Origin of the sequence: Streptomyces spiroverticillatus (assembly GCA_014650415.1) — a bacterium.
In the GTDB taxonomy this organism is placed as follows: Bacteria; Actinomycetota; Actinomycetes; order Streptomycetales; family Streptomycetaceae; genus Streptomyces; species Streptomyces spiroverticillatus.
Genome location: BMUX01000001.1, coordinates 720,308 through 746,698 on the forward strand (window position 1 = coordinate 720,308; position 26,391 = coordinate 746,698).

Consider the following 26,391-nt stretch of genomic DNA (forward strand, 5'->3'; position numbering starts at 1 on the left):
ACAGAGACAGAAAAGCCCAGATCAGGGCGGTTCATTCCTCGGTGGCCAAACAGTGGGCATGCCCCTGGTGACGGGCAGGAGGCAGCTAACAGGCAGCGCAAAGGGTCAGTGTAGCCACTTGGCCCACTGATGTCCAGAGCGGGTTTTTGGGGACCCTCATCGGCCTCTTTGTTCTTCTCAACGCCACTGCCACGAATTACGTTGCGCCTGCTGTGCGTCCTGCTGTCGTCCTGTGCCGCGGGCGAGCCCTCGCGCCCTGCGAACGCACCTCATTACTGCCCTCTGCGTCGCCGATCCATGCCTCGGAGTCGGATCGATGTGACGACGCGTCCTGAGAATTGCGCGCTGCGTGCCGTTCGTCAAGGCCCCCCGCCCCCTCAGAGGCTCGGTCACCTGCCCGGACCGCCCCAAGGGCGTACAACGGGCGCACAGCGCGTCTGCGGGGCGCACGACGAAGATCACCCTACTCGTCACGGGGCGATGCGCACAGCCGCCGTGGAAACGCCGAAAGGCGACCACCCCATTGGGTGATCGCCTTTGGCTGTGCCGGCGTTACGCCCGAGGGCGGAATCCGGCCAGAAGAGTCTTAAGACTCAGGAGGTCACTTGACCTCAACGGCCGCACCGGCAGCCTTGAGGGACTCGGCAGCCTTGTCAGCGGCCTCCTTGTTGACCTTCTCGAGGACCGGCTTCGGGGTGCCGTCGACGAGGTCCTTGGCCTCCTTCAGACCCAGCGAGGTCAGCTCACGCACGACCTTGATGACCTGGATCTTCTTGTCGCCGGCGCCGGTGAGGATGACGTCGAACTCGTCCTTCTCCTCGACGGTCTCGGCAGCGCCGCCACCCTGGGCGGGGCCGGCAACGGCGACGGCCGCGGCGGCGGTGACGTCGAACTTCTCCTCGAAGGCCTTCACGAACTCGGAGAGCTCGATGAGGGTCATGCCCTCGAACTGCTCGAGCAGGTCTTCCTGAGACAGCTTCGCCATGATGGCGTCCTTCCACTAATTCGGCAGGTGCCGGATGTAAATGTCGGCGGGCGTACTTTCGGCCCGCTGCGGCCGTCTCCCTAGTGGGCTACGACCATTGCGCGAGCCGAGTTACTCGGCACCGCCCTGCTCTTCGAGCTTGACGCGAAGCGCTTCCGCAGTGCGGACGAACTTCGACGGAAGCGCCTGGAAGAGCTGCGCAGCCTGAGTCTGCTTGCCCTTCATGGCACCCGCCAGCTTGGCGAGCAGAACCTCGCGGGACTCGAGGTCCGCGAGCTTCTTGATCTCATCGGCGGACAGCGCCTTACCGTCAAGGACACCGCCCTTGATGATGAGGTTCGGGTTCTCCTTGGCGAAGTCACGAAGACCCTTCGCCGACTCCACCGGGTCACCGGTGATGAAGGCAACCGCCGTCGGACCAGTGAACTGGTCGTCCAGCGAAGTGATCCCGGCCTCGTTGGCCGCGATCTTGGTCAGCGTGTTCTTCACCACGGCGTACTGGGCGTTCTCACCGAGGGAACGACGCAGCGTCTTGAGCTGCGCCACGGTGAGACCCCGGTACTCGGTCAGCACGGCGGCGTTCGAGCTGCGGAACTGGTCCGCGAGCTCGGCTACCGCGGCAGCCTTGTCGGGCGTCGGCATAGAGCGTCGGCCTCCTTCCGGGTGATGAGGACCGCTCAGAAGGGGCTGTAAAAACGAAAACGCCCCGGCGCAAGCGCACGGGGCTGAGCTCAACCAGAATGAACCGGGAACTTTCCACGAACACCTGCGCAGGTCGTCCGCGTATCTCTAGCGGATCCTTCGGCCACCGCGTCCCCGAACGAGCACGCAGCAACGACCAGCGGTCTTTGGCTTCCTCGGAAGAGTACGCGAATGGACGAGCGTCAGGCAAATCGGGTCGTACGGACGCGGTTTAGCAGGCGGCCAGAAGCAGCCCCGGGGCCGTCCGGGTCCCCGCCCGGACGGCCCTTCACGCAGCTCAGAGGCGCGCGGAGGCCCCGCTGCCGCCCTTGCTCATCTCTTCCTTCAGCTTCTTCACGAAGTCGAGCGTCTGGTCGGCCGGTGGTACCTCGACGGACGCCTTGGTGCCGTAGTCCGTGTACGTCATGGTGATGTTCACGCGGCCCTTGGCCGAGTCCATGCCGACGACCATCTTGGCCGGGTACCCCTTGTCGTCGACCCAGACGTCGGTGTCGTAGCCCTTGATGCCCGCCTTGTTCATGTTGGCGAGCAGCTCCTCGCGCTCCTTGCCGGTGAGCTGGCGGTCGGCGTCCTTGTTGGTCTTGAGCATCTCCGCGACCGTCAGGGTGCCCTTGTAGTGCTGCGTGGCGACACCCCCGACGTTCTCCGCGCCGACGTGCTGGAGGTTCGGCGACTCCAGGAGCATGCCGATCTGCCGGGAGGGGTCCTGGTTGGCGTTGTCCATGCCGCCGGTGAGCGCTCCGGCCCCGCCGCCGGCCTTCGCCGCCTCGTTCAGGTCCATCTTCATCCAGCGCTTGCCGTCCATCTCGGCGGCAGCCTTCGCCCCGAGGTCCATGTACATGACGTTGTCGCGCATGATCATGCGGATCCGGTCGGGACCCTTGTCCCCGCCCTTCGGCGCGAGGGCGCCGGTGGGCTTCATCGTCATGTCGAGCACCGTGGGGTCCCAGCCGAGCGTGCCGGACATCTCCATCGTGCCGCCGCCCTGGACCGAGGCGGGCATGCTCATCGACATCTTCACCTTGGCCGACTTGGCCTCGGCGGTCTTGCGGTAGGCGGCCTTGAGCGTCCGGGCCGCCCCCGCGCGGTCCTGCTTCTGCGGCGCCGACTCCCCCGCTGCCTTCTTGCCGGTCTGGCCGTCCTTGGCGCCCTCGCCCTGACAGCCCGCGAGAGAGACCACCGCCGCCAATGCGACCGCCGATATGCCCATGCGCTTGAAACCCGCTGCGTTCATCCGTCCCCGCCCCTTGTACGTCTCGTACGTCGTCTTCTTGTACGTCTCCTGTGAATGCCGTGACGGTAACGCACGCCACTGACACCGGGCGATCACATATCCCGGCCGGAAGCCGGGCCCGCACGTTTCCGGACACCGGCAAGTGACGTCCGTACGCGAGGAGTGCCGTCCGTACGAAGGAGCCGCCTCCCGCGTACGACAAAGCCGCCCCCGCGCCTCGCAGTGAGGCGTGGGGGCGGCTTCGGTCAGGCGAAAACCCGCGGCTGCTGCCGAGTCAGGAGACTCAGACGGCGGCCGGGTCCTCCTCGACGAGGAGGTTGCGGGTGCGGTTGGCGTCCAGCGGGATGCCGGGGCCCATCGTGGTGGCCAGCGTGGCCTTCTTGATGTAGCGGCCCTTGGCGGCGGACGGCTTCAGACGGAGGACTTCCTCCAGCGCCGCTGCGTAGTTCTCCACCAGCTTGGTCTCGTCGAAGGAGACCTTGCCGATGATGAAGTGCAGGTTCGAGTGCTTGTCGACGCGGAACTCGATCTTGCCGCCCTTGATGTCCGTGACAGCCTTCGCCACGTCCGGGGTGACCGTTCCGGTCTTCGGGTTCGGCATCAGACCACGCGGACCGAGCACGCGGCCGAGGCGGCCGACCTTGCCCATGAGGTCCGGGGTGGCGACGACGGCGTCGAAGTCCAGGCGGCCCTTGGCCACCTCGTCGATCAGTTCGTCGGAGCCGACGATGTCGGCGCCCGCGGCTTCCGCGGCCGCAGCACGGTCACCGGTCGCGAAGACCAGGACCCGGGCGGTCTTGCCGGTGCCGTGCGGGAGGTTCACGGTGCCACGGACCATCTGGTCGGCCTTGCGCGGGTCGACGCCCAGACGCATGGCGACCTCGACGGTGCCGTCGAACTTGACCGAGCTGGTGTCCTTGGCGATACGGACGGCCTCGAGGGGGGCGTACAGACGCTCCCGGTCGATCTTGGCGTCCGCAGCGCGGAGAGACTTGCTGCGCTTCACTGCTGCTCCTGTGTTGTTTCAGGTGTGGAGTCGTGGTGCGGGCCGCGCATGGCCCTACCACTGAAGGTCAGACGGGGGTTGATCAGCCCTCGACGGTGATGCCCATGGAACGGGCAGTACCGGCGATGATCTTGTCCGCGGCCTCGAGGTCGTTGGCGTTGAGGTCGGGGAGCTTGACCGTGGCGATCTCGCGGACCTGAGCGGCCGTGAGCTTCGCAACCTTGGTCTTGTGGGGCTCGCCCGATCCCTTGTCCACACCCGCGGCCTTGAGGATCAGCTTGGCGGCCGGCGGGGTCTTCGTCACGAAGGTGAAGGAGCGGTCTTCGTAGACCGTGATCTCCACCGGCACGACCATGCCACGCTGCGACTCGGTCGCGGCGTTGTAGGCCTTGCAGAACTCCATGATGTTGACGCCGTGCTGACCGAGCGCCGGGCCGACCGGCGGGGCCGGGTTGGCGGCGCCCGCGTTGATCTGGAGCTTGATAAGCCCCGTGACCTTCTTCTTCTTGGGAGGCATTGCTCTCTCCGGGTCCTAGTGAGAGTTTCGGCCATCCATCCGATCATCCGGATGGAGGCATACCGCACAACGATAACGGGTATAGACGTGCGGCTAAAAACCGAGCAGGTCAGACCGGCTTTGGAAGCCCGATCTGACCTGTTCGGAAGCTCTTGTCAGAAGTGCCCTGGGAAGGGTCAGTTCTTCTGGATCTGGTCGAAGCTGAGCTCGACCGGAGTCTCGCGGCCGAAGATCTCGACGAGACCCTTGACCTTCTTCGAGTCGGCGTTGATCTCGTTGATCGTGGCCTGGAGCGTGGCGAACGGGCCGTCGGTGACGGTGACCGCGTCGCCGACCTCGAAGTCCAGGACCTCGACGGTGACCTTGCGGGCCGGCGCCGGCTTGCCCTCGGCCTCGGCGGCCTCGCGGGCGGCCTTCTCCTCGGCCTCCGGGGCGAGCATCTTGACGATCTCGTCCAGGGTCAGCGGGTACGGGTCGTAGGCGTTGCCCACGAAGCCGGTGACGCCGGGGGTGTTGCGGACGACGCCCCAGGACTCGTTCGTCAGGTCCATGCGCACGAGCACGTAGCCCGGGAGCTTGTTCTGACGGACGTTCTTGCGCTCGCCGTTCTTGATCTGAACGATTTCCTCTTCAGGCACCTCGGCCTGGTAGATGAACTCTTCGACGTTCAGGGAGACGGCGCGCTGCTCCAGGTTGGCCTTCACGCGCTTCTCGTAACCGGCGTACGTGTGGATGACGTACCACTCGCCGGGCAGGAGACGCAGCTCCTCGCGGAGCGCCTGGATCGGGTCGACGGGCTCCGAAGGCTCCTCGGCCTCCTCCGCCTCGGCGATCTCCTCGGCCTCGGCGTCGACACCGTCGGCGTCCGCGACGGCCTCGGCGGCAGCCGCGTCCTCGTCGGTCTCGGCGACGGCCACAGCTTCGACATCGTCGTCGGACTCGATGTGCAGCGCGGCTTCCTCGGCGGGCTCGCCCGCGGCGGCGTCGGCAGCTTCGGCCTGGTCGGGCTCCACAGCGTCCGCCGCCTCAACGATGGCAGTCTCGTCCTCAACGGACTCGACGGCGCCCACCGTCGGCTCGCCGGCGTCGTTCAGGTTCGGGTCAGACACGGTGGCTGCTTCTTCCTGGATACAAAATGGTTGGAACGCGCGAAAGGGGCGCCCGAGGCAGGCGCCCTACGCGAGTACTGCTTTAGCCGAAGAGGTACTTCACGGCTGCGGCGAAGCCCTGGTCGATCACGGTCACGATGCCGATCATGATCACGACGAAGACGATGACGACCGTGGTGTACGTCGTCAGCTGGCTGCGAGTGGGCCAGACGACCTTGCGCAGCTCGGCGACGATCTGGCGGTAGAACTGAGCGAGGCGGCCCAGCGGACCCTTCTTGCCCCGCTTGCCGCCCTTGCGCGCCTTCTTCGGCACCTCGTCCTGGGCATCAGGCATGTCGATGGAGCCCACGGCGTCCGTCACGCTACTCACCTGATTCCGGGTCGTGGCCGTGCCGCGCCCGGTGGAGCCGCACGACAAATGCAGAGAAGTACGTACATGCGCACACATCCTGGCGAAGGAGTGTGTAGCAGGGCCGGAGGGACTTGAACCCCCAACCGCTGGTTTTGGAGACCAGTGCTCTACCAATTGAGCTACGACCCTTTGTGGTTCCCCCAACCTACCGCATCCGGCTGAGTGCACGGAGTGCGCTCGGTGGAGACGGGCTGCTGTGGGCCAACGACAGGTGAGTGTACGTGCTCCGCGGCCCGGCGTCGAACAGAAAGGGGCCGGACGTGGCCCCGCCCAGTCCGTGAAACCCCTGTACGAGGGCCCCCGGAGGTCTGGGACGATGGGCTTCATGAGCGCTGCTACCCCTCCGACCGAGCGCCGGGTGTCCGCCCGCATCGGTGCAATTTCCGAGTCCGCCACCCTTGCCGTGGACGCGAAGGCGAAGGCCCTCAAGGCCGCCGGACGCCCGGTGATCGGCTTCGGCGCGGGCGAGCCCGACTTCCCGACGCCGGACTACATCGTCCAGGCCGCGATCGAGGCCTGCTCGAACCCGAAGTACCACCGCTACACCCCGGCGGGCGGTCTTCCCGAGCTGAAGAACGCGATCGTGGCGAAGACGCTGCGCGACTCCGGTTACGAGATCGACGCCTCCCAGGTGCTGGTCACCAACGGCGGCAAGCAGGCCATCTACGAGGCGTTCGCGGCGATCCTCGACCCGGGCGACGAGGTCATCGTCCCGGCCCCGTACTGGACCACCTACCCCGAGTCGATCCGGCTCGCGGGCGGTGTGCCGGTGGAGGTCGTGGCCGACGAGACGACCGGTTACCGGGTCTCGGTCGAGCAGCTGGAGGCAGCGCGCACGGAGCGTACGAAGGTCGTGCTCTTCGTCTCCCCGTCGAACCCGACCGGTGCGGTCTACAGCGAGGCGGACGCCGAGGCGATCGGCCGCTGGGCGCACGAGAAGGGCCTGTGGGTCCTCACCGACGAGATCTACGAGCACCTGGTCTACGGCGACGCGCAGTTCACCTCGCTGCCGGCGATCGTGCCCGAGCTGCGCGACAAGTGCATCGTGGTCAACGGCGTGGCGAAGACATACGCGATGACCGGCTGGCGGGTCGGCTGGATCATCGGCCCGAAGGACGTCGTGAAGGCCGCGACGAACCTCCAGTCGCACGCGACCTCCAACGTCTCCAACGTGGCGCAGGTCGCGGCGCTGGCCGCCGTTTCCGGGCCGCTGGACGCGGTCAAGGAGATGGGCGCCGCCTTCGACCGCCGCCGCAGGACGATCGTGCGGATGCTGAGCGAGATCGACGGCGTGATCTGCCCGACGCCGGAGGGCGCGTTCTACGTGTACCCGTCGGTGAAGGGGCTGCTCGGCAAGGAGATCCGCGGCAAGCGTCCGCAGACCTCCGTCGAGCTGGCCGCGCTGATCCTGGAGGAGGTGGAGGTCGCGGTCGTTCCCGGCGAGGCCTTCGGCACTCCGGGTTACCTGCGTCTGTCGTACGCGCTGGGCGACGAGGACCTCGTCGAGGGCGTGTCGCGCATCCAGAAGCTGCTGGCGGAGGCCCGCGACTAGCACTGTCGCGCACCGCTGCCTCCCACCTCTTTGAGGTGCGAGCGACGATCCCCCGGTCCTGGTGGCCGGGGGATCGTTTCTGCGTTCGGGGGCGCACCCGTTGGAGAAAAGACGCTTCCGGGCGTGGCGCGCGTACGGCAAGATCCTGGGATGGAACGTGTACGTGATCTGTCTCTGCTTCCCAAGGCCCACCTGCACCTGCACTTCACCGGCTCGATGCGGCCCTCGACCCTCCTGGACCTGGCCGACAAGCACGGGGTGCACCTTCCCGAGGCGCTGACCAGCGGTGAGCCGCCGAAGCTGCGGGCGACCGACGAGCGGGGCTGGTTCCGTTTCCAGCGGCTGTACGACGCCGCCAGGTCCTGCCTGCGGACCCCCGAGGACATTCAGCGGCTGGTGCGGGAGGCCGCCGAGGAGGACGTCAGGGACGGCTCCGGGTGGCTGGAGATCCAGGTCGATCCGACGTCGTACGCACCGCTGCTGGGCGGTCTGATCCCGGCGCTGGAGATCATCCTGGACGCGGTCGACAGCGCGTCCCGGGAGACCGGGCTCGGGATGCGGGTGCTGGTCGCGGCGAACCGGATGAAGCACCCCCTGGACGCGCGCACGCTGGCCAGGCTGGCGGTGCGGTACGCGGATCGCGGGATCGTCGGTTTCGGGCTCTCCAACGACGAACGCCGGGGCATGGCGCGGGACTTCGACCGGGCCTTCGCGATCGCGCGCGAGGGCGGGCTGCTGGCCGCCCCGCACGGGGGCGAGCTGACGGGTCCTTCGTCCGTACGGGACTGCCTGGACGACCTGCACGCCTCGCGGATCGGGCACGGGGTGCGGGCGGCCGAGGACCCCAGGCTGCTGAAGCGGCTCGCGGACCGGGGGGTGACCTGCGAGGTGTGCCCGGCGTCGAACGTGGCGCTCGGGGTGTACGAGAAGCCCGAGGACGTGCCGCTGCGGACGTTGTACGACGCCGGCGTGCCGATGGCGCTGGGGGCGGACGACCCGCTGCTGTTCGGGTCCCGGCTGGCGGCGCAGTACGAGCTGGCGCGGGAGCACCACGGGTTCACGGATGCCGAACTGGCCGAGCTGGCACGGCAGTCGGTGCGCGGGTCGGCCGCGCCCGTGGACGTGCAGGACAAGCTGCTGGGCGGGATCGACGCGTGGCTGGCGGACTGAGCTAGGGCGCGATGCCGGTCAGGAGGGTGCTGGCGAGGGCGGCGGCGAAGGTGTCGACGCCCTGCGGGGGGCGTTTGCCGATCGCGCCGTCCGCGTCGTAGGCGAAGGCGCGCTGCGCGCAGGCGCCCAGGAGGAGCGAGGCGGCCGCGAAGGTGTCGGCGCCGGGTGCCAGGCGGCCGTTGGCCCGTTCGGCGCGCAGATAGGCGTCCAGGCTCTCGATGGGCATGTGGGGGCCGGTGCCCATGTCCCGCATGACGGTGTCGTGGCGGGCCTTGAGCTTGGTCTCGGCGTACAGCGAGGCGGCGATCGGGAAGCTCTCGGCGTAGAAGAGCACGGCCTGGCGGGCGACCTCGGCGAGGTTCTCCTCGACGGTGCGCGCACTGGGGTCCAGGAGCAGGCGGTGCAGCAGCGGGGTGAGCCGGGGCAGGCGTTCGCCGAGGACGGCGACGAAGAGGTCCTCCTTGCCGGCGAAGTGCTTGTAGAGGGCGGCCTCCGAGCAGCCCGCGGCCCGGGCGATCTCCTTGGTGGTGGCGCGGGAGAGCCCGAGGGTGCGCATCAGCTCGTGGGCGGCGTCGAGGATGCGCTCTCGGGTGGGCTTCTGCATGGGGGCTCCGGGGCTTGACGGGTGAGTGAATGCTCACCCACTCTAGAGGCAGGGTGAGTGAATGCTCACCCACCCTGGGAGGTTCGAGCGATGAAACTCACGGTATTCGGTGCCACGGGCGGCATCGGGCAGGAAATCGTCAAGCAGGCTCTGGCCGCAGGGCACGAGGTGACGGCAGTGGTGCGCGATCCGGCGCGGTTCGCCGTCACCGGTGAGCGGCTCACCGTCTTCCGGTCCGCCCTGTCGGACCCGGAGCAGGTCCGCGAGGCCGTGGCCGGGCGGGACGCGGTGCTCTCCGGTCTCGGTGCGCGCAGCCGCAAGCACGCGGGAATCACGACGGAACTCACCCGCACGGTGCTGGGTGCGATGGACGCGGAGGGTGTGCGGCGGCTCGTGGTGGTGAGCGCCGCCCCGGTCGGTCCCGCGCCGGAGCGGCAGCCGTTGGTCGACCGGCTCATCGGGAAGCTGGTGAGCGCTGTCCTGAAGCCCGTGTACGTCGACCTGACGGCCATGGAGGGCGAGTTGGCGCGCTCGGCCACCGACTGGACCTCGGTGCGGCCGCCCAGGCTGCTGGACGGGCGGCTGACCGGGAAGTACCGCACGGTCGTCGGCGGCACCCCGCCCAGCGGCCGCACCATCGCGCGGGCCGACGTGGCGCACGCGATGCTGGCGGTGCTTCAGGACCCGGCGACGGTGAAACAGGGCGTCGGGGTGGCGTACTGACAGGCCGTGTCAGAGGGCGCAGTTGACCGTCACGGGCTCGTTGACGAGGGTCACGCCGAACGCCTCGCGGACACCGGCGACGACCTCGCGGGCGAGCGCCAGGAGGTCCTCGGTGGTGGCGTCGCCCCGGTTGGTGAGGGCGAGGGCGTGCTTGGTGGAGATGCGGGCGGGCCCGTCCCCGTACCCCTTGGTGAAGCCCGCGCGGTCGATGAGCCAGGCCGCGGAGGTCTTGGTGAGCCCCTCCCCCGCCGGGAAGGCGGGCGGGGCGGTGTCGGGGCCGAGCCGGTCGTGGACGCGCGCGAGGAAGTCCGCGAACTGCGCCTCGTCGAGGATCGGGTTGGTGAAGAAGGAGCCCGCCGACCAGGTGTCGTGGTCCTCGGGGTCCAGCACCATGCCCTTGCCGGCGCGCAGAGCGAGCACCGTCTCGCGCGCGACGGAAGCGGGCACCCGGTCCCCCGCCTCGACGCCCAGGGTGCGTGCGGTCTCCGGGTACTTGATCGGCGCGGAGAGGCCGCCCGCGTCCTCCAGCTCGAAGCGGACCCGCAGCACCACATAGCGCTCCGGGTCCTCCTTGAACCGGCTGTGGCGGTACGAGAAGGCGCACTCGGCGTTGGTGAGGGTGACCCGTTCGCCGGTGCGGCGGTCGTAGGCGTCGACCTCGGTGAGGGTGCTGGAGACGTCCTGGCCGTACGCGCCGACGTTCTGGATCGGCGTGGCACCGGCGGAGCCGGGGATTCCGGCGAGGCACTCGATGCCCGCGAGGCCCGCTTCGACGGTGCGCGCGACGGCGTCCGTCCAGACCTCTCCGGCGGCGACCTCCAGCTTCGTACCGTCGAGGCGGAAGCCCTGCGTCGCGATGCGCAGGGCGGTGCCGTCGAAGCCCTTGTCGCCGATGACCAGGTTGCTGCCGCCGCCGACGATCAGCAGCGGGGTGCCGGAGGCGTCGGCCTCGCGGACGGCGGCGATCACCTCGTCGTCGGTGGTGGCCGTGACCAGGCGGGTCGCGGGGCCGCCGAGGCGGAAGGTGGTCAGGGGGGCGAGGGGGGCATCGTGGAGTTCCTGCACGGGGTCCAGCGTACGAGAGCGCGGGGCGGGCTCCGCCCGGGCACGAAGTAAGGGGCGCCCTCCAGGGAGGACGCCCCTTACACACCGTGTGGCGGCTCAGCCGAGCTGGACCACCGCGCGGGACATGCCCAGCACCTTCTGGCCGGCGCTCATGGCGACGAGGTCCACGCGGACCTTGTTGTCGTCCAGGAGGGCGGCGACCTTGCCGGTGACCTCGATCAGGGCGCCCTGGTCGTCGTTGGGGACGACGACGGGCTTGGTGAAGCGCACCCCGTACTCGACGACGGCGGCCGGGTCGACGGCCCAGTCGGTGACCACGCGGACGGCCTCGGCCATGGTGAACATGCCGTGCGCGATGACGTCGGGGAGGCCGACCCCGACCGCGAACTTCTCGTTCCAGTGGATCGGGTTGAAGTCCCCGGAGGCGCCCGCGTACTGCACGAGCGTGGCGCGGGTCACGGGGAAGGACTGGGCGGGCAGCTCGGTGCCGACCTCGACGTCCGCATGCGCGATCTTGGCAGCCATCTCACGCCTCCTCGGCGGCGGCGCGCGCCACCAGCTTCATCCAGGCGGTCACGACGTGCTCACCGCTCTCGTCGTGGACCTCGCTGCGGATGTCCATGATGTCGTTCCCGGCCATCGACTTGATCGCCTCGATGGTCGAGGTGACCGACAGCCGGTCCCCCGCGCGCACCGGGCGGGTGTACGCGAACTTCTGGTCGCCGTGCACCACCCGGCTGTAGTCGAGGCCCAGCTGCGGGTCCTGGACGACCATGCCCGCGGCCTTGAAGGTGATCGTGAAGACGAAAGTCGGCGGGGCGATCACATCGGGGTGGCCGAGCGCCTTGGCGGCTTCCTGATCGGTGTACGCGGGATTGCGGTCGCCGACGGCCTCGGCGAACTCGCGGATCTTTTCCCGGCCGACCTCGTACGCCGAGGTGGGCGGATAGGACCGCCCCACGAGGGACTGGTCGAGCGCCATGGAACTCGTACCTCCTGTGAATGGTCGTGACCTGAGTGACGGGAACCGTCGTGACATACGACACGAGGCCGCCCCCAGTAATTCGGGGACGGCCTCGTGTACGAGCCTGTGCTTAGCGCGTTTCGCGGTGCGCCGTGTGCGAGTTGCAACGCGGGCAGTGCTTCTTCATCTCCATGCGGTCCGGGTTGTTACGCCGGTTCTTCTTGGTGATGTAGTTCCGCTCCTTGCACTCCACGCAGGCCAGCGTGATCTTCGGGCGGACGTCGGTGGCAGCCACGTGAGTGCTCCTTGGACGGACGGATGTACGGATGAACGCAAAAAAGAGTAGCCGATCGGAGGACCGACCCTACAATCGGCTACTGCGCGTAGCGGTGACCGGACTTGAACCGGTGACACAGCGATTATGAGCCGCTTGCTCTACCGACTGAGCTACACCGCTTTGATGTCTGGATCACCTCCCCCGAGGGGGAGGATCTCCGAACACCAGAGCCCCAATGCGGAATCGAACCGCAGACCTTCTCCTTACCATGGAGACGCTCTACCGACTGAGCTATTGGGGCGAGCGATGAAGACATTACACGGGTCTGCGCCGATCCCCCAAATCCATATCCGGGACCCACTTCGGCCCCCTCCCGGGCGGGTCGCCGTCACCCGTCACGTAGGCCACCTGAGGTCACTCCGGTACGACTATTTCGCTCCTCCTCGAAGCCTCGGAGGCGGGCCCCTAGGCTCGATCGAACGCTGCGTGATCTTGGGCGCCGGCCGCCCCGCGCCGACGCGCCCCTCTCCGCCCGAGCCCCCGCCAGGAGCGCGATGTCCGACAGCCAGCCGCAGCCGTCCCGCCGCCCGGGGAACCCCGAACCGAGCACCGGCGCCGGTGCGAGCGGCGAGGAGCGCACCGACGCCCTGCTGCTGAGCGGGGCCCGGCTCACCGACGGACGCACGGTGGACGTGCGGGTCAGCGACGGGCGCATCGAGGCCGTCGGCACGGCGGGCAGTCTTCCGGCGCAGGCAGCCTCCCGGGTGGACCTCTCGGGCTTCCTGCTGCTGCCGGCGCCGGCGGAACCGCACGCGCACAGCGACACCGCGCTGACGGCCGACGAGGGCGGCCCGGTTTCGTACGCGACACAGGACGTGCAGCGGCGCACCGCACAGGCGGCGCTGCTCCAGCTCGGGCACGGGGCGACGGCGCTGCGCTCGCACGTGCGGATCGGGGACGTGCAGGGGCTCGGGCCGATGGAAGCGGTGCTCCAGGCCCGGCGCTCGCTGCGCGGGCTGGTGGATCTGTCGGCGGTGGCGGTGCCGCGGCTGCTGACGGGGGTGGCGGGGGCGGACGGTCTGGCGATGCTGCGGGACGCCGTGAAGATGGGCGCCGCCGTGGTGGGCGGCTGCCCGGACCTGGATCCCGATCCGACGGGGTACGTGGAACGGGTGCTGGAGGTGGCCGCCGAGCACGGGTGCCCGGTGGACCTGCACACCGAGGGTGACGATCCGGCGCGGCTGGCACGGCTGGCGGCGATGGCGGGCGGACTGCGGCCGGGGGTGGTGATCGGCCCGTGCGGAGGGCTGTCCCGGCTGCCTCTTGAGGTGGCGACGCGGGCGGCGGACCAGCTGGCCGCCGCCGGGGTGAGCGTGGTGTGCCAGCCGCAGGGCGGCTGCGGGGGCGTGGAGGCGCGCGGGGTGGCGCCGGTGCGGCTGCTGCGGGCGGCCGGGGTGCGGCTGGCGGCGGGCAGCGGGGCACTGCGGGACCTGGCGAACCCGGTGGGGCGCGGGGACCCCCTGGAGGCGGCGTACCTGCTGGCGTCGCAGAGCGGGATGCGGGCGGCGGACGCGTACGACACGGTGGCGGCGGGTGCGCGGGAGGCGATGGGGCTGCCGGAGGTGCGGCTGGAGGCGGGGTTTCCGGCGGAGCTGGTGGCGGTGCGGGGCGAGCGGCTCGCGGGGGTGCTGTCGCTGGCGTACAGCAGGATCGTGGTGCACCGGGGGCGGATCGTGGCGCGCACCAGTGCGGTGCGCGAGTACTGCGACACGGTGGCGGCGGTGGAGCTGGGACTTCCGCGCCAGGGGAGGCCGGAGACGGGGCCCTGAGCGCCTGGGGCGCATGAGGTGCCCTTACGGGGACCCGGACGCGTTCGCGGGGCGTGTGCGGCGTTCTGGGCGGGGGCGGGCCGGTGGGCGTACGGTCGACAGCATGCGCACTGTCATCGCAGGTGGACACGGTCAAATCGCGCTGCGGCTGGAGCGTCTGCTCGCCGCACGCGGAGGCGAGGTCGCGGGGATCGTCCGCGACGCGAAGCAGAGCGAGGACCTGCGGTCGGCGGGCGCCGAACCGATCGTCCTCGACCTGGAGTCGGCGTCCGTGGAGGAGGTCGCGGCGGCCCTCGAAGGGGCCGCTGCGGCGGTCTTCGCGGCGGGCGCGGGTCCGGGCAGCGGGGCCGGCCGCAAGGACACCGTGGACCGGGACTCGGCGGTCAGGTTCGCGGACGCGGCCGAGCGTGCGGGGGTGCGCCGTTTTGTGGTGGTGTCCTCGATGGGTGCCGACCCCGAGCACCCCGGCGACGAAATCTTCGATGTGTACCTGCGCGCCAAGGGGGCCGCGGACGCGGACGTACGGGCCAGGAGCGGCCTGGACTGGACGATCCTGAGGCCCGGTCAGCTCACGAACGACGCGGGCACCGGGCTGGTGAAGCTGGGCGTCTCGACCGGGCGCGGGCCCGTGACGCGGGACGACGTGGCGGCCGTACTGGCGGAGTTGCTGGAGACGCCGTCGACGGCGGGGCTGACGCTGGAGCTGATCGGCGGCAGCGTGCCGGTGTCGGTGGCGGTGAAGGACGTGGCCGGGAACTGAAGACGGGCAACTGTGCGGCGGGACCGATGAGTTCGGTGCCGCCGCGCAGTCGTCACTCGTGACGAGCACCTGATACCACCCGATACAGGGACGACGGACTTCGAGGAGTCGCATGCGGTACGAACCCGAGATCACGGAATACGGCGAGCAGCCCTACGCGGGCATCCGGGGGCGGGTGCGGACGGACGGGTTCGCCGCGATCGCCGACCGGATTCCGGAGCTCATCGGCTGGCTCGCGGCGCGGGGAACCGAACCGCTCGGCGGTCCGTTCCTCCGGTACAACGTGATCGGTGCGGACGGGGAGTTGGAGGTCGAGGCGGGGGTTCCGGTGGCTGTCGCGCCGGAGCCGGAGGGCGATGTGCGGGCGGGAGTGCTGCCCGCGGGGCGGTACGCGACGCTGACGCACGTCGGCCACCCCGACGAGCTGGTCGGCGTCACGCAGGAGCTGATCGCCTGGGCGGGCACGCAGGGCCTGGAGTGGGACATGACGCGGGCCGCGGACGGCGAGCACTGGGTGGGCCGTACGGAGACGTTCCTGACGGATCCGCGGGTGGAGCCGGACCCGAACAAGTGGGAGACGCGGCTCGCGATCCGGCTCGCGGACGGGTAGCGGCGCCGGCTGCCGCCCCGGTGGGAAAACCCGAAGGCCCCTGATCGGCGTTTCCGCTGATCAGGGGCCTTCTTTTGTGGCGGCGCCAGGATTCGAACCTGGGTAGGCTAAGCCGACGGATTTACAGTCCGTTCCCATTGGCCACTCGGGCACACCGCCATGGGATGTCACCTGGGGATCTTCACCTTGCGGCGCTTTTCCCTGGGGACGACGTAAACAATACCTGATGACCAGGGGTGCTCCGCCACTCGATTGATCCGCGCCCGGTGTCGGTCCGGGTGGCTAGGCTTTGTGCCGTACGCCGAAGGGATGGCGCCGCACGCGCGCGGCATCCGCGCCGCACCCGGCACCCGCCCGGCACCCACCCGTCACCCACATCAAGGAGCCACAGGACATGGCCGACTCCAGTTTCGACATCGTCTCGAAGGTCGAGCGGCAGGAGGTCGACAACGCCCTCAACCAGGCCGCCAAGGAGATCTCGCAGCGTTACGACTTCAAGAACACGGACGCTTCCATCTCCTGGTCCGGCGAGAAGATCCTGATGCAGGCGAACGGCGAGGAGCGCGTGAAGGCGATCCTCGACATCTTCGAGACCAAGCTGGTCAAGCGCGGCATCTCGCTGAAGTCGCTGGACGCGGGCGAGCCGCAGCTGTCCGGCAAGGAGTACAAGATCTTCGCCTCCATCGAGGAGGGGATCTCGCAGGACAACGCCAAGAAGGTCGCCAAGATCATCCGCGACGAGGGCCCCAAGGGCGTCAAGGCGCAGGTGCAGGGCGACGAGCTGCGCGTCACCTCCAAGAGCCGTGACGACCTCCAGGCCGTGCAGGCGCTGCTCAAGGGCAAGGACCTGGACTTCGCGATCCAGTTCGTGAACTACCGCTGAGGCTTGCGGGTTCGGACGGGGGCGGTGGGCGGCTTCGGGCCGGCTCCCGCCCCCTTCGCGTGCCCGCACGCGACCGTGATGTCCGAATACCGCCAGCCCCGGTGCGGGCGCGGGCGCAGACTCGACGGCGAGGACGGCGAGAGGCGCAGCGAGCACTGCGCGGAGAGGATGGGGTCATGAGCGGGACCACGGTGTACGCGACCCTCGACAGCCCGTTGGGCGAGCTGCTGCTGGTGGGCGAGGAGTCCGCGAGCGCTCCCGACGGGGTCGCGCTGTTGTCGCTGTCGGTGCCGGACCAGAAGGGCGGTGCCGTCGTCGGGGACGGGTGGCGGCGGGCGCCGGAGCTGTTCGGCGAGGTGGCGGCGCAGCTGAAGGCGTACTTCGCCGGGGAGCTGACGCGGTTCGACATCGCGTACGCGGACGGTGTGGGTACGGAGTTCCAGCGCCGGGTGTGGAGTGCGGTGGAGAACATCGCGTACGGGGAGACCACCTCGTACGGGAAGCTCGCCGAGTCGATCGGGGTATCGCGTGCGGCGGTCCGGGCGGTGGGGACCGCGATCGGGCGCAATCCGCTGCTGGTGGTGCGGCCGTGCCACCGGATCGTGGGGGCGGACGGGTCGCTGACGGGGTACGCGGGCGGTCTGGAGCGCAAGCGGCTGCTGCTGGAGCTGGAGGGCGGCCAGGTGCGGTGAGCGAGCTTTTCGAGCTGCCCCGGGAGCGGGCGGAGGTGGCACCGGGAGCGGTGCACGTTCCGGGGTGGCTGTCGCTGGAGGAGCAGCAGGAGCTGGTGGTGGCGTGCCGGGGGTGGGCCACCGGTCCGGTGCCGCTGCGGCAGATACGGCTGCCCGGGGGCGGGGTGATGTCGGTGCGCTCGGTGGGGCTGGGGTGGCACTGGCAGCCGTACCGCTACTCCCGCACGGCGGGTGATGTGAACGGTGCGAGGGTGGCCGATTTTCCGCCGTGGCTGGGCGACTTGGGACGCCGGGCGCTGGTCGATGCGTACGAGGACGAGGGCGCCGGTGACGGGTATGCGCCGGACGCCGGGCTGGTGAACTTCTACGACGGCGACGCCCGGATGGGGATGCACCAGGACCGAGAAGAACGGTCGCAGGCGCCGGTGGTGTCGTTGAGCATCGGCGACAGCTGTGTGTTCCGGTTCGGGAACACACAGGGGCGGGGACGCCCCTACACGGATGTGGAGTTGAGGTCCGGGGACCTCTTCGTGTTCGGGGGGCCTTCGCGGTTCGCGTACCACGGCGTGCCGAAGGTGCTGCCGGGTACGGGCGATCCGGCGACCGGGATGGCCGCCGGACGGCTGAACGTCACGCTGCGGGTGACCGGGCTAGCCGCGTGAGCGGGAGTGGCCGAAGAGGATGCGGTACGCGATGAGCAGCACCAGTGAGCCGCCGATGGCTGCGAGCCAGGTCGGGCCGTCGTAGAACTGGTTGGCGATCTCGCGGTCCAGGAACTTCGTGGAGATCCAGCCACCGATGAACGCGCCCGCGATGCCGATCAGCGTGGTGCCGATCAGCCCGCCGGGGTCGCGGCCGGGCAGCAGGATCTTGGCTATGACGCCGGCGACGAGGCCGAGGACGATCCAGCCCAGGATGCTCATGAGGGTCCCCCCGTGGGTGCGATGTGCCGTGCGGTGCGCACGGGCGGGTGTGGTGCTCCTGCCCGCTCTCGCAGGGGAAGACGCATCGCACGCCGGGAAGGTTGCCAGGTCAGCCGAGGGGCGGCGGGGTCAGCGGGCGGCGAAGGGCTGGTCGGTGGGGACGATTTCCTTGCCGAGGGGCAGCAGGGACACCGGGATCAGCTTGAAGTTCGCGATGCCGAAGGGGATGCCGATGATCGTGATGCACAGGGCGATGCCGGTGATGATGTGGCCGAGCGCCAGCCACCAGCCCGCGAGGATCAGCCACAGGACGTTGCCGATGCAGGAGGGTGCGCCCGCGTCGCGGCGGTCCACGACGGTCTGCCCGAAGGGCCACAGGGCGTAGATGCCGATCCGGAAGGCCGCCAGGCCGAAGGGGATGCCGATGATCGTGATGCAGAGCAGGAGGCCCGCGACCAGGTAGCCCAGGAAGAGCCAGAAGCCGCTCAGGACCAGCCATATGAGGTTGAGGAGTGTCTTCACGGTCGGTGGCCTGCCATCTGTTCGAGTCGGGCGATGCGTTCCGCCATGGGCGGGTGCGTCGAGAAGAGCTTGGCCGCGCCCTCGCCGGGGCGGAAGGGGTTCGCGATCATCATGTGGCTCGCGGTCTCGATCCGGGGCTCGGGCGGCAGCGGTAGTTGCTTCGTACCCGCGTCCAGCTTGCGCAATGCGCTCGCGAGGGCGAGCGGGTCGCCGGTGAGCTGCGCGCCGGAGGCGTCGGCCTCGTACTCGCGGGAGCGGCTGACGGCGAGCTGGATGATCGAGGCGGCCATCGGGCCCAGGATCATGATCAGCAGCATGCCGAAGATGCCGGGGCCCTCGTTGTCGTTGGATCTGCCGACGGGGATCAGCCAGGCGAAGTTGACCAGGAACATCACCACCGAGGCGAGGGCTCCGGCGACGGAGGAGATGAGGATGTCGCGGTTGTAGACGTGGCTGAGCTCGTGGCCGATGACGCCGCGCAGTTCGCGCTCGTCGAGGATCTGGAGGATGCCCTCGGTGCAGCAGACGGCCGCGTTGCGCGGGTTGCGGCCGGTGGCGAAGGCGTTGGGGGCCTGGGTCGGCGAGATGTAGAGGCGGGGCATGGGCTGGCGGGCGGCCGTGGAGAGCTCGCGGACCATGCGGTAGAGCTCGGGGGCCTCGAACTCGCTGACCGGGCGGGCACGCATGGCGCGCAGGGCCAGCTTGTCGCTGTTCCAGTACGCGTACGCGTTGGTGCCGAGCGCCACGAGGAGCGCGACCAGCAGTCCCGTACGGCCGAAGAAGCTGCCGATGACGAGGATCAGCGCGGACAGGCCCCCGAGGAGTACGGCTGTCTTCAACCCGTTGTGCCGGCGGTGCACGGTAGGCCCTCCAAGTAGTGCGGCAGGGGAACTCCTGACCGGGTGGTGCTTCCACGTTCAGTGGACCCTTCCTTACTGGTCAACGCCAGGCGGGGGTCACTAGTTCCCTTGTGCACCGGTGAGCGGATTAGGCCGTCCGGGGAATGTGGGGCTACTGGAAGAGCGAGCCCGTGACGAAGCGGAGGATCAGCTGGGGGTAGCCGGAGAGTGCGACGGCGGCGACCAGGGTGAGGACGATCGCGGTGCCGAGGGGGGCGGGGAGGCGGCGGGGGGCTCGCACCGGGTGTGGTGTCTCTCCTGTCGCCGTCGCCGGTGCTTGTTCTGGCGCCTCTTGAGGTGCTGGGCGGAAGAGGAGTGCGGTCCAGCGCAGGTAGTAGTAGAGGGCGATCACGACGTTGACGGCCATGACCACGGCCAGCCAGGCCAGGCCCGCGTCGACGGCCGACGAGAAGACGGTGACCTTCGCGACGAGACCGATGATGCCCGGCGGAAGTCCGGCCAGGCAGAGCAGGAAGAAGCCGAGGGCGAGCGCCGCGAGGGGGCTGCGCGCGTACAGGCCGCGGTAGTCGGTGAGGCGGCCGCCCGGGTTCGTACGGGAGACCAGGGCGGCGACCGCGAAGGCGCCGAGGTTCACGACGGCGTACATGAGGGCGTACGCGACGGTGGAGCCGATCTGGGCGTCGCTGGTGTACGCGGCGGCGGCGATCGGCACCAGGAGGTAGCCGGCCTGGCCGACGGAGGACCAGGCGAGGAGGCGCACCGCGCTGTGCGCACGGGTGGCGTTCTGGCGCAGGGCGGCGACGTTGCCGACGGTCATGGTGAGTGCGGCCAGGACGGCGAGTGCCGGGCCCCAGACGTCGGCGTACGACGGGAACGCCACGACGGTGACCAGGATGAGGCCGGAGAAACCGACCGCCTTTCCGGTGACGGAGAGGTAGGCGGCGACCGGGAGGGGTGCGCCGACGTAGGTGTCGGGCACCCAGAAGTGGAAGGGCGCGGCGGCCGTCTTGAAGGCGAAGCCGACGAGGGTGAGGGCGACGCCCGCCTGGGCGAGGGTGTCCAGTTGGGCGGGGACGTTGTCGAGGCGGGTGGCGATCTCGGTGAGGTGCAGGCTGCCGGTCGCGGCGTACACGAAGCTGACGCCCAGGAGCATCACGGCGGTCGCGGTCACGGAGGACAGGAAGAACTTCAGGGCCGCTTCGGAGGAGCGCTTGTCGCCGCGGCGCAGGCCGACGAGGGCGAAGGCGGGCAGCGAGGCGACTTCGAGGGCGACGACGAGGGTGGCGAGGTCGCGGGCGGCCGGGAGAAGGGTCGCTCCGGCGGCGGACGACAGCAGCAGGAACCAGTACTCGCCCGCGGGGAGGTTCTTGTCGTCCTTGGCGAGGGTGAGGGACAGGAGCGCTGTCACCAGGGCGCCGACGAGGACCAGTGCCTGGATGACCAGGGCGAACTGGTCGGCGGTGTAGCTGCACACCGTGGTGTCGCCGACCAGGCAGAAGGTCCTGTGGCCGGCGCCGCGCAGGGGCAGCAGGGCGGCCAGGGCCACGACGAGGCCGAGGACCGCGCCGAGGCCCAGGAGGTGCTTGCGTCCCTCTCGTACGAAGAGGTCGGCGACCAGGATCAGGAGCGCGGCGACGGCGGCCACGACGGGCGGGGCGATGGCGAGCCAGTCGACGGACTGGACGAGGCTCGCGGCGGGGGCCGCTGCGTGCACGAGGTCGGTGGCCTGTGCGGTCTGGGTCGGGGTGGCCTGCGCGGCCAGGGTCACGGCTTCGGTGGCCACGGTCACGACTTGCCTCCTGCGAGGAGCTTCTGGACGGCCGGGTCGGTCAGGCCGAGGAGGACTGCGGGCCAGAGGCCGGCGAGGACGGTGAGGGCGACGAGCGGGGTCCAGGAGGCGTATTCGTATCCCTGGACGTCGGCGATCGCCCGGGTCTCCTCGCGCCGCTCCCCCATGCAGACGCGGCGGACGACGATCAGGAGGTACGCGGCGGTGAGCAGCGTGCCGAGACCGGCGAGGGCCATGAAGGTGAGGAAGGCGGGGCGGCTGAGGCCCTCGGCGGGGTCGAAGGCGCCGAACATCGTGAGCATCTCGCCCCAGAACCCGGCGAGTCCGGGCAGGCCGAGGGAGGCGACGGCGCCGAAGGCGAGGAGGGCGCCGAGGCGGGGGGCGCGGCCGTAGAGGGCGGCGCCGGTGCCTTGGGCGAGGGTGTCGAGGTCGGCGGTGCCGTAGCGGTCCTTGAGGGCGCCGACCAGGAAGAAGAGCAGGCCGGTGATGAGGCCGTGGGCGATGTTGGCGAAGAGCGCGCCGTTGACTCCGGTGGGGGTCATGGAGGCGATGCCGAGGAGGACGAAGCCCATGTGGCCCACCGAGGAGTACGCGATGAGGCGCTTCAGGTCGCCCTTGTTGCCCTTGCGGGCCAGGGAGAGGCAGGCGAGGGATCCGTAGAGGATGCCGACGACGGCGAGGGCGGCCAGGTACGGCGCGAACGTGTGCATGCCCTCGGGCGCGATCGGCAGCGCGATGCGGACGAAGCCGTACGTGCCCATCTTGAGCAGTACGCCGGCCAGCAGGACCGAGCCCACGGTCGGGGCGGCGGTGTGGGCGTCCGGGAGCCAGCTGTGCAGGGGCCACATCGGGGTCTTCACGGCGAGGCCGACCGCGATGGCCAGAACTGCCGTGACCTGCACGGATGTTGTCAGGCCACGGCCGTTGTCAGTGGCGAGTGCCACCATGTCGAATGTGCCGGATTTCAGGCCGATGAGGAGGAGGCCGAGCAGCATCACGACGGAGCCGAGCAGGGTGTAGAGGATGAACTTCCAGGCCGCTTGGGTGCGTTGGGCTCCGCCCCAGCGCGCGATCAGGAAGTACATCGGGATGAGGACCATCTCGAAGGCGAGGAAGAACAGGATCAGGTCGAGGACGACGAAGGTGGCGAGGGTGCCGGTCTCCAGGACGAGGAGGAGTGCGACGAAGGCCTTGGGCGACGGGCCCTTGGGCATTTTGAAGTAGCTGTAGAGCGCGCAGAGGAAGGTCAGGAGCGCGGTCAGGAGAAGAAGGGGGAGCGAGATGCCGTCGATGCCGAGATGGATGCGGACGTCGAGCGCCTGGATCCAGCTGATGTCGGTGCTGGCCTGCATCTTCGCGGGGTGGTCGCGGTCGAAGCCGAGCCCGAGGACGATCGCGGCGATGAGGACGGCGCCGGTGACGACGACGCCGTGGCGGAGCACGGCCTGGTCCGGGGACTTTCCCTTCAGTCCGGGCGGGGCCGGGAGGAGAGCGGCGACGGCGCCGATGAGCGGGCCGACGACGATCAATGCGAGAAGGAACTGCATCACGGATTCGCTGATATCGATCATGGCTCACGCTCCGACGGCGGCGACGAGGACGGCGGCGATCGCCAGGACGACGGAACCGGCGAGCAGGGCGGCCAGGTAGGTCTGGACGTTGCCGGTCTGGGCGCGGCGGACGGCGATGCCGAGCCAGCGCGGGAGGGTTCCGGCGGCGCGGACGTAGGTGTCGACGACCTCGCGGTCGAGGAACCGGACCAGCTCGGCGGCTCCCTTGACGGGGCGGACGAAGAGGGCGGCGTAGAGGGCGTCCAGGTGGAAGCCGGTGGCCGCGTGGCGGTGCAGGGGGCCCAGGAGGAGGCGGCCGGGGTCGCCGGGGTCGGGGGCGGAGGCGATGTCGCCGTAGGCCGCCTGGTGGGTGGCGATGGCCTCTTCCTCGGAGGTGGCGGGGTCTGCGTCCGGGTGGGCGGCGACCGCGCCGAGGGGGATGTTGGTGCCCGCCTTGTAGCGCAGGGCGCGCCAGGAGGCGTACGTCATGATCCCGCCGACGAGCGCGACGCCGGTGCCGAGGACGGCGGTGGTGACGGACGGGGTGAGGGAGGTGACGTCGAACCAGCCCGCGAGTTGGCCGACGGCGAGACCGAGGGCGAGGGAGGGGACGGCGAGGACCCAGAGGACGGCGCTCATGGCGAGCGGCTGCTTCCCGTGATCCGGGGCGGCGGGACCGCGGCCGCGGAAGGCGAGGAGCCAGAGGCGGGTGGCGTAGGCGGCGGTGAGGAGGGCGGTGAGGAGACCGGCGATCAGGACGATCCAGCCCGCGCCCGAGGGGCTGGTGGCGGAGTCGCCGAGGGCGGTGTGCTCGGCGGCGACCAGGACGGCTTCCTTGGAGAAGAAGCCGGCGAACGGGGGGATGGCGGCGAGCGCGAGGAGCGCGATCGTCATCGTCCAGTAGGCGTCCGGGATGCGCTTGGGGAGGTCGCCCATGCGGGACATGGCGGCCAGGGAGTTGGTGCCGGCGGCGTGGATGATCACGCCGGCGCCGAGGAAGAGGAGCGCCTTGAAGGCGCCGTGCGAGAGGAGGTGGAAGACGGCGGCACCGCGGTCGCCGACGGCGAGGGCGCCGGTCATGTAGCCGAGCTGGCCGATCGTCGAGTACGCGAGGACGCGCTTGATGTCGTCCTGGGCGAGCGCGGCGAGGGCCGAGCCGACCATCGTGACGGCGGCCATCACGGCGAGGACGGTCATGGCGGCGGCGGAGGCCGCGAAGACGGGCAGGAGGCGGGCGACGAAGTAGACGCCGGCGGCGACCATCGTCGCGGCGTGGATCAGCGCGGAGACGGGGGTCGGGCCCGCCATCGCGTCCGGGAGCCAGGTGTGCAGCGGGAACTGGGCGGACTTGCCCGCGACGCCCGCGACGAGGAGGAGGGCGATCAGGGTGGGGTGGTCGAGGCCGCCGGTGGCGACGGCTTCGAGGATGCCGGTGATGCGGAAGGTGCCCGCGTCGGCGGCCAGCGCGAACAGGCCGAAGAGGAAGGGGACGTCGCCGAGCTTGGTGACCAGGAAGGCCTTGAGGGAGGCGGCGCGGGCTTCGGGCGTCTCCCAGTAGTGGCCGACCAGGAAGTACGAGCAGATGCCCATGATCTCCCAGCCGACCAGCAGCACCATCAGATCGCCGGAGTAGACGACGACCAGCATCGCGGAGGTGAAGAGGGAGACGAGAGCGGCGTACGAGGCGTAGCGCGGGTCGTCGCGCAGATAGGCCGTCGAGTAGACCTGGACGCAGGTCGCGACGACGGTCACCAGGACGGCGACCAGGGCGGCGAAGCCGTCGATGTGCAGGGCCAGGTCGATCGGCACCGAGCCGGTCGGGGTGAGGCGGGTGGCGGCGTCGATGGACTTCCCGCCGCCCTGGTGCACGGCGACGGTGATCGCCAGCGCGAGGGCGGCGACGGTCGGCAGGATCGCCAGGGGGCGGACGAAGCCGGGGGCGGTGCGGCCGAGGAGGAGGCCGGCGACCGCGCCGAGGAACGGGAGGAGGGGGACGAGGACGGCGAGGGTCGTGGTGGTCACGCGGCGGCCTCCGCTGCCTTCGGGGCCGGGGAGTCGGGGGCTGCGTCCTCGTCGGCGTCGGTGGGGTCGTCGTCCGCTGCGGCCTCGGCGGTGTCGCGGAGTTTGTCGACGTCGGAGGTGCCGCGGTTGCGGTGGACCATCAGGACGATCGCCAGGCCGATGCCGATCTCGGCGGCGGCGACGGCGATGGTGAAGAGCGTGAGGGCCTGGCCGGCGTGCAGGGCGTCGCGGAGCCAGACGTCGAAGGCGACCAGGTTGAGGTTGACGGCGTTGAGCATCAGCTCGACGGACATCAGGACCAGGATCGCGTTGCGGCGGGCGAGAACTCCGTAGAGGCCGACGCAGAAGAGGAGGGCGGCGAGGACGGCCGGGTAGGCGAGGTGCATCAGCGCTGCTCCTTCTTCGGTCCGGTCGTCGGCTTCTTCGGTGCGGTCGTCGTCAGGGCTTCGGCTTCGGCCGCGGCCTTGTTCTTGCGGGAGAGGACGATCGCGCCGACCAGGGCGGCCAGGAGCAGGACCGAGAGGGCCTCGAAGGGCAGCACCCAGTGCTGGAAGAGGATCTCGCCGGTCACCTTGGTGGCTCCCTGGACGGGTCCGTCGAGGTCGATCCAGGTCGTACGGAACGCGTCGACGACCACCCAGACCAGGGCGGCGGCCGCGGCGACGGCCACCGCGAGGGCGACCGGGCGGTTGCCGGAGTCGGCGTCCGGGGAGCGGCCGATGGGGGCCTTGGTGAGCATGAGGCCGAAGAGGAGGAGGACGACGACCGAGCCGACGTAGATCAGGACCTGGACCCAGGCGATGAACTCGGCGGTCAGGAGCAGGTACTCGACGGCGAGGCCGCCGAGGGCGACGACCAGCCAGAGCGCGGCGTGCACGAGCTGCTTGGTGGTGACCGTGACGACGGCCGCGCCGAGGGTGACCAGGCCGACCAGGAGGAAGGCGATCTCGACGCCGGTCGGGGAGAGGAAGCCGGGGCCCGTGGCGGCGAGGGTGGTCAGGGTGCTCGTCGTGATCACGCCGGGCCCTCCTGTTCCGTACGGTCCTGCTGGGTGGCCTCCGCCTGCTGTGCGGCCTCCGCCTGCTGGGTGGCCTCCGCCTGCTGGGTGGCGGCGAGTTTGTCGGCGGCCTTGCGGGCGGCGGCGATCTCCTTGGGTTCCTCGGCACCGGGGTCGAGGGCGGGCGGTTCGGGGACGGTCCACATCCACTCGCGGAGCTTGTCGCGCTCGTGGGTGAGTTCGTGGATGTCGGTCTCCGCGTACTCGAACTCCGGCGACCAGAAGAGGGCGTCGAAGGGGCACACCTCGATGCAGATCCCGCAGTACATGCAGAGCGAGAAGTCGATGGCGAAGCGGTCGAGGACGTTCCGGCTGCGTTCGCGGCCGCCGGGGGCGGCGGGCGGCACCGTCTCCTTGTGGGAGTCGATGTAGATGCACCAGTCGGGGCACTCGCGCGCGCACAGCATGCACACGGTGCAGTTCTCCTCGAAGAGGCCGATCACGCCGCGCGTGCGGGGCGGGAGTTCGGGCTGCTTCTCGGGGTACTGCGCGGTGACGGTCTTCTTCGTCATCGTGCGGAGGGTGACGGCGAGGCCCTTGGCGAGGCCGCTCCCGGGGATGGGGGGTGCCATGA

30 protein-coding genes and 4 tRNA genes are annotated in these 26,391 nt (G+C 70.0%); 9 read left to right on the plus strand and 25 right to left on the minus strand.

What is annotated here, in order from left to right:
* Nucleotides 1-601: 601 nt before the first annotated feature.
* The 8 genes from rplL to IE269_RS03345 form a co-directional block, all read right to left on the minus strand.
* Entirely contained in the window at nt 602-985 is a 384-nt protein-coding gene (gene rplL, locus IE269_RS03310; RefSeq protein WP_189821121.1) for a 50S ribosomal protein L7/L12, read from the minus strand.
* A 111-nt stretch (nt 986-1,096) separates the two neighbouring features.
* Nucleotides 1,097-1,627 (minus strand): 50S ribosomal protein L10, encoded by a 531-nt coding sequence (gene rplJ / locus IE269_RS03315; protein ID WP_189821122.1) that lies wholly within the window; start codon nt 1,625-1,627, stop codon nt 1,097-1,099.
* 337 nt (nt 1,628-1,964) lie between these two features.
* Nucleotides 1,965-2,921 (minus strand): SCO4651 family lipoprotein, encoded by a 957-nt coding sequence (locus IE269_RS03320; protein WP_189821123.1) that lies wholly within the window; start codon nt 2,919-2,921, stop codon nt 1,965-1,967.
* Nucleotides 2,922-3,204: 283 nt separating this feature from the next.
* Nucleotides 3,205-3,927: a 50S ribosomal protein L1 gene (gene rplA, locus IE269_RS03325; RefSeq protein ID WP_189821124.1), complete on the minus strand. Its 723-nt coding sequence runs from the start codon at nt 3,925-3,927 to the stop codon at nt 3,205-3,207.
* 82 nt (nt 3,928-4,009) lie between these two features.
* A complete protein-coding gene (gene rplK, locus IE269_RS03330) occupies nt 4,010-4,444 on the minus strand; it encodes a 50S ribosomal protein L11 (RefSeq protein ID WP_189821125.1) in 435 nt (144 codons plus the stop codon).
* A gap of 176 nt (nt 4,445-4,620) precedes the next feature.
* The gene (nusG, locus tag IE269_RS03335) at nt 4,621-5,553 is read right to left on the minus strand and encodes a transcription termination/antitermination protein NusG (RefSeq protein ID WP_189821126.1); all 933 of its coding nucleotides are present in this window, start codon (nt 5,551-5,553) and stop codon (nt 4,621-4,623) included.
* A gap of 82 nt (nt 5,554-5,635) precedes the next feature.
* Nucleotides 5,636-5,914, minus strand: coding sequence for a preprotein translocase subunit SecE (gene secE / locus IE269_RS03340; RefSeq protein WP_189821127.1), 279 nt, complete (start codon nt 5,912-5,914; stop codon nt 5,636-5,638).
* 107 nt (nt 5,915-6,021) lie between these two features.
* Nucleotides 6,022-6,094 (minus strand) — tRNA-Trp (locus IE269_RS03345).
* Between the two features lie 196 nt (nt 6,095-6,290).
* Between IE269_RS03345 and IE269_RS03350 the strand changes: the two genes are divergently transcribed.
* On the plus strand, nt 6,291-7,517 hold the full coding sequence (locus tag IE269_RS03350; RefSeq protein ID WP_189821128.1) for a pyridoxal phosphate-dependent aminotransferase: 1,227 nt from the start codon (nt 6,291-6,293) through the stop codon (nt 7,515-7,517).
* 150 nt (nt 7,518-7,667) lie between these two features.
* Nucleotides 7,668-8,687 (plus strand): adenosine deaminase, encoded by a 1,020-nt coding sequence (locus IE269_RS03355; RefSeq protein WP_189821129.1) that lies wholly within the window; start codon nt 7,668-7,670, stop codon nt 8,685-8,687.
* Between the two features lies 1 nt (nt 8,688).
* Here IE269_RS03355 and IE269_RS03360 read toward each other — a convergent pair whose 3' ends face one another.
* Nucleotides 8,689-9,291 carry a TetR/AcrR family transcriptional regulator gene (locus IE269_RS03360; protein ID WP_189821130.1) on the minus strand — a complete coding sequence of 201 codons (603 nt, stop codon included), beginning with the start codon at nt 9,289-9,291 and terminating at the stop codon, nt 8,689-8,691.
* Nucleotides 9,292-9,381: 90 nt separating this feature from the next.
* On the opposite strand from IE269_RS03360, the gene IE269_RS03365 reads away from it, so the two are divergent.
* Complete coding sequence (locus IE269_RS03365) at nt 9,382-10,014, plus strand: NAD(P)-dependent oxidoreductase (protein WP_189821131.1); 633 nt, start codon at nt 9,382-9,384, stop codon at nt 10,012-10,014.
* 9 nt (nt 10,015-10,023) lie between these two features.
* Here the strand turns inward: IE269_RS03365 and IE269_RS03370 are convergent, their stop codons facing one another.
* The 6 genes from IE269_RS03370 to IE269_RS03395 all read right to left on the minus strand — a co-directional run bounded on the left by IE269_RS03370 (nt 10,024) and on the right by IE269_RS03395 (nt 12,621).
* Nucleotides 10,024-11,079 carry a UDP-N-acetylmuramate dehydrogenase gene (locus IE269_RS03370; RefSeq protein WP_189821132.1) on the minus strand — a complete coding sequence of 352 codons (1,056 nt, stop codon included), beginning with the start codon at nt 11,077-11,079 and terminating at the stop codon, nt 10,024-10,026.
* Between the two features lie 96 nt (nt 11,080-11,175).
* The gene (locus IE269_RS03375) at nt 11,176-11,604 is read right to left on the minus strand and encodes a MaoC family dehydratase (protein WP_189821133.1); all 429 of its coding nucleotides are present in this window, start codon (nt 11,602-11,604) and stop codon (nt 11,176-11,178) included.
* 1 nt (nt 11,605) lies between these two features.
* A complete protein-coding gene (locus tag IE269_RS03380) occupies nt 11,606-12,061 on the minus strand; it encodes a MaoC family dehydratase N-terminal domain-containing protein (RefSeq protein WP_189821134.1) in 456 nt (151 codons plus the stop codon).
* 112 nt (nt 12,062-12,173) lie between these two features.
* The gene (rpmG, locus tag IE269_RS03385) at nt 12,174-12,338 is read right to left on the minus strand and encodes a 50S ribosomal protein L33 (RefSeq protein ID WP_007265873.1); all 165 of its coding nucleotides are present in this window, start codon (nt 12,336-12,338) and stop codon (nt 12,174-12,176) included.
* 89 nt (nt 12,339-12,427) lie between these two features.
* Nucleotides 12,428-12,500 (minus strand) — tRNA-Met (locus IE269_RS03390).
* A gap of 48 nt (nt 12,501-12,548) precedes the next feature.
* Nucleotides 12,549-12,621, minus strand: a tRNA-Thr gene (locus IE269_RS03395).
* Nucleotides 12,622-12,874: 253 nt separating this feature from the next.
* On the opposite strand from IE269_RS03395, the gene IE269_RS03400 reads away from it, so the two are divergent.
* The 3 genes from IE269_RS03400 to IE269_RS03410 all read left to right on the plus strand — a co-directional run bounded on the left by IE269_RS03400 (nt 12,875) and on the right by IE269_RS03410 (nt 15,519).
* Nucleotides 12,875-14,149 carry an amidohydrolase family protein gene (locus tag IE269_RS03400; protein ID WP_189821135.1) on the plus strand — a complete coding sequence of 425 codons (1,275 nt, stop codon included), beginning with the start codon at nt 12,875-12,877 and terminating at the stop codon, nt 14,147-14,149.
* Between the two features lie 103 nt (nt 14,150-14,252).
* Nucleotides 14,253-14,909, plus strand: coding sequence for an SDR family oxidoreductase (locus IE269_RS03405; RefSeq protein ID WP_189821136.1), 657 nt, complete (start codon nt 14,253-14,255; stop codon nt 14,907-14,909).
* 112 nt (nt 14,910-15,021) lie between these two features.
* Nucleotides 15,022-15,519, plus strand: a complete 498-nt coding sequence (locus tag IE269_RS03410) for a GyrI-like domain-containing protein (protein WP_189821137.1) — start codon at nt 15,022-15,024, stop codon at nt 15,517-15,519.
* A 77-nt stretch (nt 15,520-15,596) separates the two neighbouring features.
* Here the strand turns inward: IE269_RS03410 and IE269_RS03415 are convergent.
* Nucleotides 15,597-15,678, minus strand: a tRNA-Tyr gene (locus IE269_RS03415).
* Nucleotides 15,679-15,913: 235 nt separating this feature from the next.
* Here IE269_RS03415 and IE269_RS03420 point away from each other — a divergent pair.
* The 3 genes from IE269_RS03420 (at nt 15,914) to IE269_RS03430 (ending at nt 17,756) form a co-directional block, all read left to right on the plus strand.
* Nucleotides 15,914-16,402, plus strand: a complete 489-nt coding sequence (locus IE269_RS03420) for a YajQ family cyclic di-GMP-binding protein (protein ID WP_189821138.1) — start codon at nt 15,914-15,916, stop codon at nt 16,400-16,402.
* Nucleotides 16,403-16,578: 176 nt separating this feature from the next.
* Nucleotides 16,579-17,094, plus strand: coding sequence for a methylated-DNA--[protein]-cysteine S-methyltransferase (locus IE269_RS03425; protein ID WP_189821139.1), 516 nt, complete (start codon nt 16,579-16,581; stop codon nt 17,092-17,094).
* The gene (locus tag IE269_RS03430; protein ID WP_189821140.1) at nt 17,091-17,756 is read left to right on the plus strand and encodes an alpha-ketoglutarate-dependent dioxygenase AlkB family protein; all 666 of its coding nucleotides are present in this window, start codon (nt 17,091-17,093) and stop codon (nt 17,754-17,756) included. The genes IE269_RS03425 and IE269_RS03430 overlap by 4 nt, the downstream gene beginning before the upstream one ends.
* Here the strand turns inward: IE269_RS03430 and IE269_RS03435 are convergent.
* The 9 genes from IE269_RS03435 to IE269_RS03475 all read right to left on the minus strand — a co-directional run bounded on the left by IE269_RS03435 (nt 17,745) and on the right by IE269_RS03475 (nt 26,389).
* Nucleotides 17,745-18,017 carry a GlsB/YeaQ/YmgE family stress response membrane protein gene (locus IE269_RS03435; RefSeq protein ID WP_189821141.1) on the minus strand — a complete coding sequence of 91 codons (273 nt, stop codon included), beginning with the start codon at nt 18,015-18,017 and terminating at the stop codon, nt 17,745-17,747. The two genes, IE269_RS03430 and IE269_RS03435, sit on opposite strands and share 12 nt — an antisense overlap.
* 129 nt (nt 18,018-18,146) lie before the next feature.
* Nucleotides 18,147-18,539 carry a YccF domain-containing protein gene (locus IE269_RS03440; RefSeq protein ID WP_189821142.1) on the minus strand — a complete coding sequence of 131 codons (393 nt, stop codon included), beginning with the start codon at nt 18,537-18,539 and terminating at the stop codon, nt 18,147-18,149.
* The gene (gene htpX / locus IE269_RS03445; RefSeq protein WP_189821143.1) at nt 18,536-19,399 is read right to left on the minus strand and encodes a zinc metalloprotease HtpX; all 864 of its coding nucleotides are present in this window, start codon (nt 19,397-19,399) and stop codon (nt 18,536-18,538) included. Before htpX ends, IE269_RS03440 begins: the two co-directional genes overlap by 4 nt.
* A gap of 151 nt (nt 19,400-19,550) precedes the next feature.
* The gene (locus IE269_RS03450) at nt 19,551-21,161 is read right to left on the minus strand and encodes an NADH-quinone oxidoreductase subunit N (protein WP_229897470.1); all 1,611 of its coding nucleotides are present in this window, start codon (nt 21,159-21,161) and stop codon (nt 19,551-19,553) included.
* A 23-nt stretch (nt 21,162-21,184) separates the two neighbouring features.
* Entirely contained in the window at nt 21,185-22,759 is a 1,575-nt protein-coding gene (locus IE269_RS03455) for a complex I subunit 4 family protein (RefSeq protein WP_189821144.1), read from the minus strand.
* A 3-nt stretch (nt 22,760-22,762) separates the two neighbouring features.
* Nucleotides 22,763-24,760, minus strand: coding sequence for an NADH-quinone oxidoreductase subunit 5 family protein (locus IE269_RS03460; protein ID WP_189821145.1), 1,998 nt, complete (start codon nt 24,758-24,760; stop codon nt 22,763-22,765).
* Nucleotides 24,757-25,146 (minus strand): NADH-quinone oxidoreductase subunit NuoK, encoded by a 390-nt coding sequence (gene nuoK, locus IE269_RS03465; protein ID WP_189821146.1) that lies wholly within the window; start codon nt 25,144-25,146, stop codon nt 24,757-24,759. Before nuoK ends, IE269_RS03460 begins: the two co-directional genes overlap by 4 nt.
* On the minus strand, nt 25,146-25,778 hold the full coding sequence (locus tag IE269_RS03470) for an NADH-quinone oxidoreductase subunit J family protein (protein WP_229897425.1): 633 nt from the start codon (nt 25,776-25,778) through the stop codon (nt 25,146-25,148). The genes nuoK and IE269_RS03470 overlap by 1 nt, the downstream gene beginning before the upstream one ends.
* Entirely contained in the window at nt 25,775-26,389 is a 615-nt protein-coding gene (locus tag IE269_RS03475; RefSeq protein WP_189821147.1) for a NuoI/complex I 23 kDa subunit family protein, read from the minus strand. Before IE269_RS03475 ends, IE269_RS03470 begins: the two co-directional genes overlap by 4 nt.
* Nucleotides 26,390-26,391: the final 2 nt, after the last annotated feature.